The following is an 11,805-nucleotide window of genomic DNA, read 5'->3' as shown; positions in this document are numbered from 1 at the left end:
GCGCGCCGGCCGCGGCCCCGGCTGTCCAGCGTCCCCTGCCGGCGGCCGACGTCGCCGGCCTGCGTCCCGCCCTCGCGCCCGACCCCGCCGCCGCGCCGGACATGCAGCCGATCGACGCCGTGCCCGTCCCCGTTTCGGCGGCTATCGACTCGCACGGGCCCGAGGCGGTATCCGCCTCGCATGGCTGACACCGCGACCCCCACCGTCCTGCTGCCCGAATCGGAGGTCGCGCGCATCGTCGCCGACCTCGCCCGCCAGATCGCGCCGGTCACCGACGACGAGACCGTCGCGGCCGTGCTGCTGACCGGCGGCCTGTGGTTCGCCGCCGACCTGACCCGGGCCCTGTCGCGGATCGGGCGCAACGTCCGCTTCGACGCCCTGTGGCTGGCCTCCTATGGCGACGAGAAGGAAAGCCGCGGCAGGATCGACGTCTACGCCAATTTCCAGCGCCCCATCGCCGGCAAGAAGGTGCTGATCCTCGACGACGTCTTCGACACCGGCCTGTCGCTGGCCGAGGCGGTCCGGATCGCGAAAGAGGCGGGCGCGGCCGAGGTGCTGACCTGCGTCTTCGCCAAAAAGCCCTGGCCCCTGCCGCGCGCGCCCGAGCCGGACTTCGTCGGCTGGGAGGCGCCCAACCGCTTCCTTGTCGGCTACGGCCTCGACCACGCCGGCGCCCTGCGCGGCCTCCCGGATATCTGCGCTTTGGACTAGCGACCCTCTCCCGATGGGAGAGGGCTTGAGCCTCCGTGAGCGGAGCGAGCGGCAAGGCGACCCGGAGGGCGGCGCGAAGCAGCCAAAGGGTGAGGGCCGATCATCGGCATTCGGCGCAAGCCGCATCGCCGTCCCGTGCCGCGGCTTACGCCGACTGCGCCCGCCGACCCTCATCCGGCGGGGCTCCGCCCCGCCACCTTCTCCCATCGGGAGAAGGACGGCCGTCCCATGACGCTGTGCTGGCAATCCGCGGAAACATGGTCTGGTTCAGCGGAAAACATCCCGCCCTTTCAACCGCATCCGCTTTTCTCGACCCAATCTTCCCGCCGGAGAAAACAGCGGGCGCATAATGCGCCGTTCGTCAGTCCCGCCGGTCTTTGACAACTGAACCGCCACGCGCGCCGTCGCGGACCGCCACACCCGGAGCCGGACGGTTCGGACGGTTCGGACGCCTGAAACCGCTTTCTACCCGGGTAAAACCGGCCTCAGCCCAGCCAGTCCGCCTTCGGCTCTCGCGACCACATCTCGTCGTACGACGGCCTTGCCCGCACCACCGCCCAACGATCGCCGTCCACCAGCACCTCCGGAACCAGCGGCCGCGAATTGTACTCGCTCGCCAGCACCGCCCCATAGGCGCCCGCGCCCATGAAGGCCACGAGATCGCCGGCTTCGAGCGGCGGCAGGGTCCGGTCCCGCGCGAAGACGTCCGTCGACTCGCAGATCGGCCCCACCAGATCGTACGGGCCGGCCTCGCCCGTCCGCTCGCGCACCGGGATCACATCGTGAAAGGCGTCATACAGCGCCGGCCGCATCAGGTCGTTCATGCCGGCGTCCAGCACCAGAAACCGCCGCCCGTCCTCGCGGGCGTTGATCTGGATGACCCGGCTCAGCAGCACCCCGGCGTTGGCCGCCAGCAGCCGGCCCGGCTCGAACGCCGCCTCGACCTCCAGCCCGTCCAGCACCCCCGCCGCCATCGCCACATAGTCGGCGATCGAGGGCAGGTCGGTCTGGCCGTGGTACGGCACCCCGAGCCCGCCGCCGAGGTCCAGCCGGCTCACCGCCAGCCCCTCGGCCCGCAGCGCCAGGGTCATCTCGCGCAGGGCCCTGAACGCCGCCTCCAGCGGCTCCAGCGCCGTGATCTGGCTGCCGATATGGCAGGCCAGCCCGACCGGCGTCACATGCGGCGAGGCCGCGGCCCGGGCGTACAGCGCCGGCGCCTCCCCGGCCGGAACGCCGAATTTGTCCGTCGCCCCGCCGGTGGTGATCCGGGCGTGGCCCCCGGCGCCGATCCTCGGATTGACCCGGATGGCGATTTCCGGCGCCGCACCCTTCGCGGCCGCCACGGCGATCAGCCGGTCCAGCTCGACGGCGCTCTCGACATTGATCTGGCGCACCCCGACCTCGATGGCGAAGGCCAGTTCGGCGTCGGTCTTGCCCACGCCCGAGAAGACGATGCGGTCGCCGGGCACGCCCGCCTTCAGCGCTCGCCGGATCTCCCCTTCCGACACCGTGTCGGCGCCGCAGCCCAGCCGCGCGAGGGTCGCCAGCACCGACAGGTTCGAATTGGCCTTCACCGCGAAAGCGATCAGCGCCTCTCCCAGCGCCGGGCGGTGCGCGTCGACGGCCTCCCGCAGCAGCCGGTAATGGCGGGTCAGGGTCGCGGTCGAATAGACATAGACCGGCGTGCCGACGGCCTCGGCAATTGCCTCGAGGGGCGCGGCCTCGGCCTGGAGGGCGCCGTCGATCCGGTGGAAATGGTGCAAGGCTCTACCGGGGGTCGGAGCCCGAACCGCCGTAGGGGTTCGAGCTGGGCCCGCCGTCGATCGGCGCCTGGCTGGGCGGCCGGTAGACCGTCGCCGGCTCCACCGGTCCGGGACCGCGCGCGTCCGGAAGGCTGCGCTCCGTGCGCTTGGCCGGCGGCGCGTCGAGGTCGGCCATCCGGCCGCAACCCGCGGCGGAGACGGCGATCAGGGCGGCGGCGCCCGCGAGAACCAGCTTTTTCATCACAGACGCGTCTTCCACTCGGCGATGCGCGCGCGGACCTGTTCCGGCGCCGTGCCCCCGAAGCTCTGGCGGCTGGCGCAGGAGGCCTCAGGGGTGAGCACCTTGTAAACCGCTTCCGTCACGCCCGCCTCAAGCGATTGCAGTTCGACCAGCGGCAGTTGCGACAAATCCACGCCCAGCGCCTCGGCCCGCTTCACCGCCGCCCCGGTGACATGGTGCGCCTTGCGGAACGGCAGGTTCAGCTCGCGCACCAGCCAGTCGGCCAGATCGGTGGCGGTCGAAAAGCCCGAACCCGCCGCCGTCCGCATCCGCTCCGTGTCCGGCTGCAGCGCCGAAACCATCGCCGTCATCGCCCCCAGCGCCAGGGTCAGGGCGTCGAAGGCCTCGAACACCGGCGGCTTGTCCTCCTGCATGTCCTTCGAATAGGCCAGCGGCAGGCCCTTCATCACCGTCGACAGGGCCACCAGCGAGCCCATGATACGCCCGGTCTTGGCCCGCACCAGCTCCGCCGCGTCCGGATTGCGCTTCTGCGGCATGATCGACGAGCCGGTGGTCAGGTCGTCGGGCAGGGTCACGAAGCCGAACTGCGGCGTCATCCACACCACGATCTCCTCGGCCAGCCGCGACAGATGGCCGGCGCAGATCGAGGCCGCGGCCAGGCTCTCCAGCGCGAAGTCGCGGTCCGAGACGGCGTCCAGCGAATTGCCCATCGGCCGGTCGAAGCCCAGCTCGGCCGCCGTCATGTGCCGGTCGATGGGGAAGGGCGACCCCGCCAGGGCGGCCGCCCCCAGCGGGTTCTCGTTCATCCGCGCCCGGGCGTCGGCGAAGCGCGAGGCGTCCCGGCCGAACATCTCGACATAGGCCATCAGATGGTGGCCGAAGGTCACCGGCTGGGCCGGCTGAAGATGGGTGAAGCCCGGCATCAGGTCGCCGGCGTGCTGCTCCGCCCGCGCCAGAAGGGCGCGCTGAAGACCTTTCAGCTGCTCCGCCGCCGCGTCGCAGGCGTCCCGCACCCACAGGCGGAAATCGGTGGCCACCTGGTCGTTGCGGCTGCGCGCCGTATGCAGTCGGCCCGACGGTTCGCCGATCAACTCGGCCAGCCGGGCCTCCACATTCATGTGGATGTCCTCGAACTGGTCGCGGAACGGGAAGGTCCCGTCCCGGATCTCCGCCTCGATCGCGTCCAGCCCGCCGAGGATCGCGTCCGCGTCCGCCGCGGTCACAATGCCTTGCCTGGCCAGCATGCGGCAATGCGCCCGCGACCCGGCCAGATCCTGGGCCCACAGCCGCCGGTCGACGCCGATCGAGACGTTGATCGCCTGCATGATGTCGGCCGGCCGCGCCGAGAAGCGGCCGCCCCACATGTCTTGACCTTTCGCCGTCGCCTCGGCTTTGGTCTCGGGATCGGGAGGCGTCTGGTCGGGCATGAAGGTTTCCAGGGCGGTAGTCGGCGCGATTGCAGGGGTGCTGCTGATCGGCGTGATCGGCGGCGCGGCGCTGCTATACGCCAAACCGGACCTGTTCGACAAAGCCGTGGCGCCGTCCGCCCCGCCGGCGAAGAGCGCCTTGGCCCGCTACGCCACAGGCTCCATCGCCCGGCTCGAGACGCCGGCGGTCCTCGAGCCCGCCCCGACCCATGTCTTCAAGACCCGCGACGGCGCCGATGCCCGGCTGTCGGACTTCCGCGGCAAGGTCGTGGTGGTCAACGTCTGGGCCATGTGGTGCGCCCCGTGCCGCACCGAGATGCCAACCCTCGCCCGGCTGGCCGAACTCTACGCAGGGACAGACCTGGTGGTGCTGCCGATCAATGTCGACAGCAGCCCCGACGCCCTCGCCGATGCGAAGAGCTTCATCGACGTGCACGAACCGTTGCCGCTCTACAGCGACATGAAGTTCCAGTTGCCGTTCGAACTGCCCGGCAAGGGCAAGATGCCCCAGACGGTGCTGCTGGACCGCCAGGGCCGGATCCGTGCGCATTTCTCGGGCGAGGCGGACTGGGCCAGCCCCGAGGCGCGGGCCCTGATCGACACCCTGCTGGCGGAGCCCGCCTGATCCCGCCCTAGTTGCCCCGGGCGTCGGCCTTGGTCTCGGCTTCCTGTTCGTCGGCCTCCACGGCGAGCCGGTCGGTGCCCTCGTCGATCTCCTGGGCGACTTCCTTGGCGCCGGCTTCGATCGCCGATCCGACCTGGGCAGCCTCTTCCTGCAGCGAGGCGCCCGCTTCGTTGGCGTCGGCCTGGGTTTCGTCCTGCTCGGCCTCGGTGCAGGCGGCGGCGGCGAGAGCGAGGGCCGCCGAGACGGCGACGGCAATGGGTCGCATGGTCATGATATCCCCGTATTCAACACTGGATTCTGGCGAGTGAACGCGGGAGGCTGGGCCCGGTTGCCGGGGGGCTGTCGGCCGGCGCCCCTCATGGTACTCTGCGTCGTCACTTGGGAGTGTAAAGGGGTCAGGGACATGAAATCCAGTACGATGGTTGCTTCCATGCTCGTCGTCCTCCTGACGGCGCCTTCGATCGCCACCGCACAGAGCACTACCAATCGACCGCCCCCCGGGCCGGTCGGCCGCATGACCCAGCAGCAGGAAAGCTGGCGCTTCGAAAGCGAGGAGATGCGGCGCCAGAATGCCATGACGCCCGAGGAGGCCGCCGCCGCCTATGGGGCCGAGCGGGTCGAGCTGGCGAACCGGGTCCAGGCCCTGATGGACGAAGGCAAGTGCCGTGAGGCCCGCGCCCTCGCCAACGAGGCGGGCGAGCGTCAGATGGCGCTGCGCGTCCGGCAGACCTGCCGCGCCCGATAGTCCCGTCGCCGAGGAGGAATGGTGGCTGGAGGCGGGCTCGAACCGCCGACCTGTGGGTTATGAATCCACCGCTCTAACCAGCTGAGCTACCCAGCCCCGATCTTCCGGGTTCCGGCGGGAACTGGTCTGTCCGCCGGAAGAGGCGTGCCTATAGAGGGGGGCGCGGGCGGTTTCAAGTCGTCCCGGGCGCCGCCGTGCGTCGCGGGGCCTTGCACCCGCCGCGGGGAACGCCAAGGTTGACGGGGTCCTTCCGCCATCCGCCGTCCCACGGGGTCATTTCCATGCGCCTGCTCCCTCTCGCCGCCCCGGTCTTCATGCTCGCGCTCGCGGCCGCCTGTGGGGCCAACGGTCAGGACGAGGCCCCGGCCCGGGCCGGGGCTCCGCTCGAAACCCGCCCCGCCAACGGCGCGGATCAGCAGCCGGCCTTTCCCGGTCAGACCCGGGCGCCGGGCGTCCGCACCGAAGCCGCCCTCGAGCATACGGTCGTGGCGTCCGGACTGGAGCACCCGTGGGGTCTGGCCCGGCTGCCCGATGACCGCTGGCTGGTCACCGAGCGGCCCGGCCGCCTCCGCATTATCACCGCCGCTGGCGAGGTGGGCGAACCGATTTCCGGCCTGCCGCGCGTCGACGCCCGCGGCCAGGGCGGACTGCTGGATGTGATCATCGGGCCCGCCTTCGCCGCCGACCGCCTGATCTACTGGAGCTACGCCGAGCCCCGCGACGGGGGCAACGCCACCTCGGTCGCCCGCGGGCGCCTGTCCGATGACGGTTCCCGCGTCGAGGCCGTGCAGGTCATCTTCCGGGCGTTGCCGGTCTACGACGGCGACAAACATTTCGGCTCGTCTCTGGCCTTTGGGCCTGACGGCAAGCTGTTCATCACCCTGGGCGAGCGTTCCGACGCGCCGATGCGGCCGCAGGCGCAGGACCTCGGCTCGCACATGGGCAAGACCATCCGCATCAACGCCGACGGCTCGATTCCACAGGACAACCCGTTCGTCGGCCGGGCCGGCGCCCTGCCGGAGATCTGGTCGCTGGGCCACCGCAACGTGCAGGGAATCGCCATTTCAGGCGACAGGGTCTGGACCATCGAGCACGGCACGCGCGGCGGCGACGAGCTCAACCTCGACCGCGCCGGGCTCAACTACGGCTGGCCGGATGTCGCCTACGGAATCGAGTATCGCGGCGCGCCGATCAACGCGGGCGCCACCGCCCGTGAAGGGACCGAACAGCCCGTGTATTATTGGGACCCCGTCATCGCCCCCGGCGGCATGACCGTCTACGACGGGGCCATGTTCCCCGGCTGGCGCGGCAACCTGCTGGTCGCCGCCCTGAAGGAAAAGCACATCGCCCGTCTGGTGATCGAGAACGACCGGGCCGTCGGCGAGGAGCGGCTGTTGACCGGACTCGGCGAGCGGGTCCGCGATGTCGCTGTCGCTTCGGACGGCGCCATCTGGGCCATTACTGACGAGCAGAACGGCAAGCTGGTGCGGCTGGCGGCGCGCTGACGGTCAGTCGCGCAGCAGCTCGTTGACCCCGGTCTTGGCGCGTGTCTGGGCGTCCACCCGCTTGACGATGACCGCGCAGTACAGCGACGGCCCTCCATTGGGGTCGGGCAGGCTGCCCGGCACCACCACCGAATACGCCGGCACCTCGCCCCGGAACACTTCGCCCGTGGCCCGATCGACGATCTTCGTCGAGCCCGACAGATAGACCCCCATGGCCAGCACGGCGCCCTCGCGGACGATGACGCCCTCGGCGACCTCGGCCCGGGCCCCGATGAAACAGCCATCCTCGATGATGGTTGGATTGGCCTGCAGCGGCTCCAGCACGCCGCCGATGCCGGCCCCGCCGGACAGATGCACGTTCTTGCCGATCTGGGCGCAGCTGCCGACCGTGGCCCAGGCGTCCACCATCGAGCCCTCATCGACATAGGCCCCGATGTTCACGAACGAGGGCATCAGCACGACGTTGCGGCCGATGTAGGCGCCCTGGCGCACGATCGCCCCCGGAACCGCCCGGAAACCGGCGTCCTGATAGTGGTTGGCGGTCCAGTCGCCGAACTTGTTCGGCACCTTGTCCCACCAGGGTCCCACGCCCGGGGCATGGCTGGCCGGGCCGCGATCCCCCCCGCGGACCAGGGCGTTGTCGTTCAGCCGGAAGGACAGCAGCACCGCCTTCTTCAGCCACTGGTGCGTCGTCCAGACCCCGTCATCGCCGCGCGACGCGACCCGGGCCTCGCCGGCGTCCAGCATGTCGAGCGCCTGCCCGACCGCCTTGCGGACGTCGCCGTGGGTCGAGGTCGAGACGTCGGCCCGGTCCTCCCACGCCGCTTCGATGATGGTCTCAAGGTGCGCGAGATCTGTCATGTCGGGTCTCCCGGCAGGATGGCGGCGGCGAGGAAGGGACCGAGCGCCGCGGCCCGGTGATCGATGAACGGCGCCTCGGCGTCAAAGGCGTGGGGGCCGACCAGGATGGTCGTCATCCCCAGCACTTTGGCATGGTCCAGGTTGCGCACTGTGTCCTCGAAGAAGGCGGCCGTGGCGGGGTCGAGACCGAACCGGTCCAGCATCAGGGCGAAGGTGTCCGGATGCGGTTTCGGCACCAGCCGGGCGTGCTCGACCGCGAACAGGCCGTCGAACAGGTCGCTGATCCCCAGTTGTTCCAGCACACGTTCGCCGTGCCGGGTCGAGCCGTTGGTGAAGACGTAGCGGGGGCCGGTCAGCCGCTCCAGCCCGGCCCGCAGACCCTCGTCCGGCTCCAGATCGTGCAGCGGCACGTCGTGCACATCGGCCAGGAACTCTTCCGGGTCGATCGTGTAGTCCTTCATCAGCCCGCCCAGGGCCGCGCCGTGATCCATCAGATAGCGCTTCTGAAGCGCCTTCGCCTCATCAGGCGGCAGGCCGGTCGTGCGCACCATGAAGTGGCCGATGCGCTCGCTGACCCGCTTCAGGATCTGCCGCTCGGGCGGATAGAGGGTGTCGTCCAGATCGAAGATCCAGCTGCGCACATGACGCAGGTCGGCGCCGAGTTCCGTCGGCGAAACGGGTTCGGCCGTCATTCTTCCGCCTTCACCAGCGTGCCGGCGCCGTGTTCGGTGAACAGCTCGACCAGCATGGCGTGCGGACGTCGGCCGTCGAGAATGACCACGGCCTCGACCCCGTCCCGGACGGCGGCGATGGCGGTCTCCAGCTTGGGTATCATGCCGCCGGTCGCGACGCCGTCCTCGATCAACCGGGCGGCCTCGCCGACCGTCATCTGGCGAATGATCTCGCCGTCCGCGCCCTTCACCCCGGCGACATCCGTCAGCAGCAGCATGCGCTTGGCCTTCAGAGAGCCGGCCAGCGCCCCGGCGACGGTGTCGGCGTTGACGTTGAAGGTCTGTCCGTCCTCAGCGACCCCGATCGGGGCGATCACAGGCACCCAGTCGGCATCCGACTCCAGAAGCCGGACGACCAGTTTCGGATCGACCCGGGTCGGTTCGCCGACGAAGCCCAGATCGACCTCATGCTCGATCATGCTGTCGGGATCCCGCTTGGTGCGCCGGGTCTTCTCGACCGTCAGCAGGCCGGCGTCCTTGCCGGACAGACCGATGCCGCGCACGTCGGCCTTGCGCCCGGCCATGGTGATCCAGTGGGCGATCTCCTTGTTGACCGCGCCGGACAGGACCATTTCGGCCACCTGCATGGTGTCCTGGTCGGTCACCCGCAGACCGTCGACGAAGGCCGATTTGACCCCGGCCTTGTCGAGCATGGCGCTGATCTGCGGCCCGCCGCCGTGAACCACCACCGGATTCACACCCATCAGCTTCAGCAGCACGACATCGGCGGCGAACTGTTTGGCCACGGCGCTCTCGCCCATGGCGTGACCGCCGTATTTGATCACGACTGTCTTGCGGTCATAGATCTGGATGTACGGCAAGGCTTCGGCCAGGGTCTTCGCCGTGTCCCAGCCGCGTTCTTCGGATTGCCGTTCGGTTTCGTCCATCACCAGCGGGTCCGTAATGCCAAGCCAGGGTCCTGTCATCATGAAACCGGAGCGTGGCCTGCCCGTTCCGACGGGATGAACGAGCATGACATCGACGATCGGGACCTGACGCCCTCCGATCCCGCCGACCCGGCGTCCTTGCTGCACCCGGATTCGACCCTTTGTCCGGAATGCCTCGGCGCCGGCGCGCTCCCGTCAGGCGAGACCTGCCCGGTCTGCGACGGAACGGGAAAAGCCTCCAATCGCACCGGGGGAGGCTGAGGCAGGCTCCGGCCTCGGGGCCCCGGGCCCGCTTGTCGTTTCACTCGGGCGCGCTACGCTCCGGGAGTCGATCTTTCCGGTGGGGCCGTGACTAATTCAACTCTCTCTCCGCGGCGTCTCATCTGGGCCGGCGATTGGCGATCAGACCGCGGCGCCGGCGCGTGATAGGGGACCGGCGAATACTGGCGGTCGTGCCGGCCAGGGGCGGTTCGCAAAGGCTGATCGCCAAGAACACCCGTCCCATGGCGGGCCGGCCCATGGTGGCCTGGACCCTTGAGGCTGCGCGCGGATCGGTCCTGATTGACCATCTGGTGGTGTCCACCGACGATCCGGCGGTCGCGGCGGTCGCCTCGGACATGGGGTGGCCGCCGCCCTTCCTGCGCCCCGGGCATCTGTCCGGGCCGGCCGCCTCGGTCATTGACGCCGTCGAGCATGCGCTCGAACAGGTCGGCGGACGATGGGACTATGTCGTGCTGCTGCAGCCCACCTCGCCGCTGCGCACGGCGGAGGATATCGACTGCGCTATCCGCCTGTGTGACGAGACCGGGGCCCCGGCGGTGATCGGAGTCTCCCCCCTGCCCAAGCCTCCCGCCTTCTACGGTCGGATCGACGCCGCTGGCCGGTACTGTCCGGGCGGGGTCGATCTTGAGCGAACAGCGGTCGTCAATGGCGCGATCTATGTGGGCCGGCCCGACATTCTCCTGCGCAAGCGCACCTTTCAGTGTGACGGCGCGCTGGCCTATCCGATGCCCTTCGAAAGGGGCTGGGATGTCGATACACTTGCCGAGTTCACTGTTTGCGAAGCGCTTTTGTCTGTCGGCGCGACCGAACCTCGATGAACCGCCGCGAGCGTCGGCGCCCGGTGGCGCGCTGTAGCTGAATGGTCACGCTTGTCGCCATTCGAGGGTTCTCCGGCTCGACCTGAGCGGGCGGGGCTGTTATGTGAGCGCGAGCGGCGGCTCGTGCGCCGCCACGAGAAAATTCACTTGGGCTGCGGAGGGCATCCACCCATGCGCGTTAAGACTTTCATTCTGGCGTCCAGCGCCGCCGGGGCGTTGGCCCTGTCGGCCGGCGCCGCGTCCGCTGATCCGAACGGCTGGTACGGCGCGATTGACGCTGGCTGGCATACGGCGGACGTCGAAACCAACATCGGCGTCGACATGGAAGTCGACGACGACTGGGCGGGCTTCGCCCGTCTGGGCTATCGGTTCACGCCGAACTGGCGCGTCGAGCTCGAGGGCGGCTATCGTCCGGGCGAGCTGGGCGAGCTGACCGACGGCGGCGCGCCGGCGATCTGCAACGTCACCCCGGCGGCCGGCGCCTGCGAGAACCCCGATGGGGATCTCACGGCCACCTCGCTGATGGTGAACGTGCTCTATGACTTCGGCAACGCCGACTCGTCGCTGCGTCCGTTCATCGGCCTCGGCGCCGGCGTCAACCGGGTCAACACCGAGTTCCTGGGCACGCTGGCCGCCAACCGCGCCATCGGCGTGGGCGCTGACGACAGCTCGGCGAAACTGGCCGCCCAGGCCATCGCCGGCCTCTCCTGGGCGCTCAGCGACCGGGCGAGCCTGGACCTGACCTACCGCTACCTGATGTCGAACTTCTCGTTCGACACCTTCGCCTCGGCGCCCGCGGGCGATCTGGGTGAAGTCGGCGGTCGCTACACCGACCAGTCGATCAGCCTGGGCCTGCGCTATGCGTTCGGCGCGGCCGAGCCGGCCTACATCCCGCCGCCCCCGCCGCCGCCGGTGGTGACGCCGCCGCCGCCGCCGCCGCCCCCGCCCCCGCCGCCCCCGCCGCCTCCGGTCGCGCGTGAGTTCGTGGTCTACTTCGACTGGGATCGCTCGGATCTCACCGCGGAAGCCCAGTCGGTGGTCACGCAAGCGGCCAACTACGCCAAGTCGGGCCGTCCGACCCGCGTGCTGGTCGTCGGCCACGCCGACACCTCGGGTTCGGCCGCCTACAACGTCGGCCTGTCCAACCGCCGCGCCCGCACCGTTGCGGACGCGCTGGTCGCCCAGGGCGTCAACGGCGGCGTGATCTCG

Annotated in this window: 13 protein-coding genes, 1 tRNA gene and 1 pseudogene; 7 read left to right on the top strand and 8 right to left on the bottom strand. The window is 70.0% G+C overall.

The features are described 5' to 3' along the window. Together V6M45_RS12400 and V6M45_RS12395 are read left to right on the top strand one after the other, a co-directional pair. Positions 1 to 188: pseudogene (locus V6M45_RS12400) on the top strand (hypothetical protein); the annotation flags it as partial. Further along, positions 181 to 711, top strand: a complete 531-nt coding sequence (locus V6M45_RS12395; RefSeq protein ID WP_332656844.1) for a phosphoribosyltransferase — start codon at positions 181 to 183, stop codon at positions 709 to 711. The pseudogene V6M45_RS12400 and the gene V6M45_RS12395, both read left to right, overlap by 8 nt. Positions 712 to 1,196: 485 nt before the next feature. On the opposite strand, the gene lysA is transcribed toward V6M45_RS12395, so the two are convergent. The 3 genes from lysA to argH are packed head-to-tail and all read right to left on the bottom strand — an operon-like array spanning position 1,197 to position 4,079. Next, positions 1,197 to 2,474 (bottom strand): diaminopimelate decarboxylase, encoded by a 1,278-nt coding sequence (gene lysA / locus V6M45_RS12390; RefSeq protein WP_332656843.1) that lies wholly within the window; start codon positions 2,472 to 2,474, stop codon positions 1,197 to 1,199. Between the two features lie 4 nt (positions 2,475 to 2,478). Then, on the bottom strand, positions 2,479 to 2,715 hold the full coding sequence (locus tag V6M45_RS12385; protein WP_332656842.1) for a hypothetical protein: 237 nt from the start codon (positions 2,713 to 2,715) through the stop codon (positions 2,479 to 2,481). Then, the gene (argH, locus tag V6M45_RS12380) at positions 2,715 to 4,079 is read right to left on the bottom strand and encodes an argininosuccinate lyase (protein ID WP_332656846.1); all 1,365 of its coding nucleotides are present in this window, start codon (positions 4,077 to 4,079) and stop codon (positions 2,715 to 2,717) included. Before argH ends, V6M45_RS12385 begins: the two co-directional genes overlap by 1 nt. Positions 4,080 to 4,140: 61 nt before the next feature. Here argH and V6M45_RS12375 point away from each other — a divergent pair, with 61 nt between their 5' ends. After that, on the top strand, positions 4,141 to 4,767 hold the full coding sequence (locus V6M45_RS12375; RefSeq protein WP_332656841.1) for a TlpA family protein disulfide reductase: 627 nt from the start codon (positions 4,141 to 4,143) through the stop codon (positions 4,765 to 4,767). 7 nt (positions 4,768 to 4,774) lie between these two features. Here the strand turns inward: V6M45_RS12375 and V6M45_RS12370 are convergent, their stop codons facing one another. After that, positions 4,775 to 5,032: a hypothetical protein gene (locus V6M45_RS12370; protein ID WP_332656840.1), complete on the bottom strand. Its 258-nt coding sequence runs from the start codon at positions 5,030 to 5,032 to the stop codon at positions 4,775 to 4,777. Between the two features lie 165 nt (positions 5,033 to 5,197). Here V6M45_RS12370 and V6M45_RS12365 point away from each other — a divergent pair, with 165 nt between their 5' ends. Further along, complete coding sequence (locus V6M45_RS12365) at positions 5,198 to 5,512, top strand: hypothetical protein (RefSeq protein ID WP_332656839.1); 315 nt, start codon at positions 5,198 to 5,200, stop codon at positions 5,510 to 5,512. Between the two features lie 19 nt (positions 5,513 to 5,531). On the opposite strand, the gene V6M45_RS12360 is transcribed toward V6M45_RS12365, so the two are convergent. Next, a tRNA-Met gene (locus V6M45_RS12360) sits at positions 5,532 to 5,608 on the bottom strand. Between the two features lie 185 nt (positions 5,609 to 5,793). Between V6M45_RS12360 and V6M45_RS12355 the strand changes: the two genes are divergently transcribed. After that, positions 5,794 to 7,017, top strand: a complete 1,224-nt coding sequence (locus V6M45_RS12355; protein WP_332656838.1) for a PQQ-dependent sugar dehydrogenase — start codon at positions 5,794 to 5,796, stop codon at positions 7,015 to 7,017. Positions 7,018 to 7,020: 3 nt separating this feature from the next. Here the strand turns inward: V6M45_RS12355 and dapD are convergent, their stop codons facing one another. Genes dapD through argB form a run of 3 tightly spaced genes read right to left on the bottom strand, consistent with a single transcriptional unit; the run spans position 7,021 to position 9,496 of the window. Then, positions 7,021 to 7,878 (bottom strand): 2,3,4,5-tetrahydropyridine-2,6-dicarboxylate N-succinyltransferase, encoded by an 858-nt coding sequence (dapD, locus tag V6M45_RS12350; protein ID WP_332656837.1) that lies wholly within the window; start codon positions 7,876 to 7,878, stop codon positions 7,021 to 7,023. Further along, positions 7,875 to 8,570 (bottom strand): pyrimidine 5'-nucleotidase, encoded by a 696-nt coding sequence (locus tag V6M45_RS12345; protein WP_332656836.1) that lies wholly within the window; start codon positions 8,568 to 8,570, stop codon positions 7,875 to 7,877. The genes dapD and V6M45_RS12345 overlap by 4 nt, the downstream gene beginning before the upstream one ends. Beyond that, a complete protein-coding gene (argB, locus tag V6M45_RS12340) occupies positions 8,567 to 9,496 on the bottom strand; it encodes an acetylglutamate kinase (RefSeq protein WP_332656845.1) in 930 nt (309 codons plus the stop codon). The genes V6M45_RS12345 and argB overlap by 4 nt, the downstream gene beginning before the upstream one ends. 422 nt (positions 9,497 to 9,918) lie before the next feature. On the opposite strand from argB, the gene V6M45_RS12335 reads away from it, so the two are divergent. Continuing rightward, on the top strand, positions 9,919 to 10,596 hold the full coding sequence (locus V6M45_RS12335; protein ID WP_332656834.1) for an acylneuraminate cytidylyltransferase family protein: 678 nt from the start codon (positions 9,919 to 9,921) through the stop codon (positions 10,594 to 10,596). A gap of 171 nt (positions 10,597 to 10,767) precedes the next feature. Then, positions 10,768 to 11,805: OmpA family protein (locus tag V6M45_RS12330; protein ID WP_332656833.1), on the top strand; the 1,038-nt coding region annotated here is incomplete at its 3' end.

The sequence above is a fragment of the Brevundimonas sp. genome, from assembly GCF_036676055.1.
Classification (GTDB): Bacteria; Pseudomonadota; Alphaproteobacteria; order Caulobacterales; family Caulobacteraceae; genus Brevundimonas.
This window is presented reverse-complemented; position numbering and strand designations above follow the sequence as displayed.

Bases quoted from the DNA above. Each gene is read 5' to 3' on its own strand.
- V6M45_RS12395 (WP_332656844.1), top strand. From the start codon at position 181: ATGGCTGACACCGCGACCCCCACCGTCCTGCTGCCCGAATCGGAGGTC.
- V6M45_RS12385 (WP_332656842.1), bottom strand. From the start codon at position 2,715: ATGAAAAAGCTGGTTCTCGCGGGCGCCGCCGCCCTGATCGCCGTCTCC.
- argH (WP_332656846.1), bottom strand. From the start codon at position 4,079: ATGTGGGGCGGCCGCTTCTCGGCGCGGCCGGCCGACATCATGCAGGCG.
- V6M45_RS12375 (WP_332656841.1), top strand. From the start codon at position 4,141: ATGAAGGTTTCCAGGGCGGTAGTCGGCGCGATTGCAGGGGTGCTGCTG.
- V6M45_RS12370 (WP_332656840.1), bottom strand. From the start codon at position 5,032: ATGCGACCCATTGCCGTCGCCGTCTCGGCGGCCCTCGCTCTCGCCGCC.
- V6M45_RS12365 (WP_332656839.1), top strand. From the start codon at position 5,198: ATGCTCGTCGTCCTCCTGACGGCGCCTTCGATCGCCACCGCACAGAGC.
- V6M45_RS12355 (WP_332656838.1), top strand. From the start codon at position 5,794: ATGCGCCTGCTCCCTCTCGCCGCCCCGGTCTTCATGCTCGCGCTCGCG.
- dapD (WP_332656837.1), bottom strand. From the start codon at position 7,878: ATGACAGATCTCGCGCACCTTGAGACCATCATCGAAGCGGCGTGGGAG.
- V6M45_RS12345 (WP_332656836.1), bottom strand. From the start codon at position 8,570: ATGACGGCCGAACCCGTTTCGCCGACGGAACTCGGCGCCGACCTGCGT.
- argB (WP_332656845.1), bottom strand. From the start codon at position 9,496: ATGGACGAAACCGAACGGCAATCCGAAGAACGCGGCTGGGACACGGCG.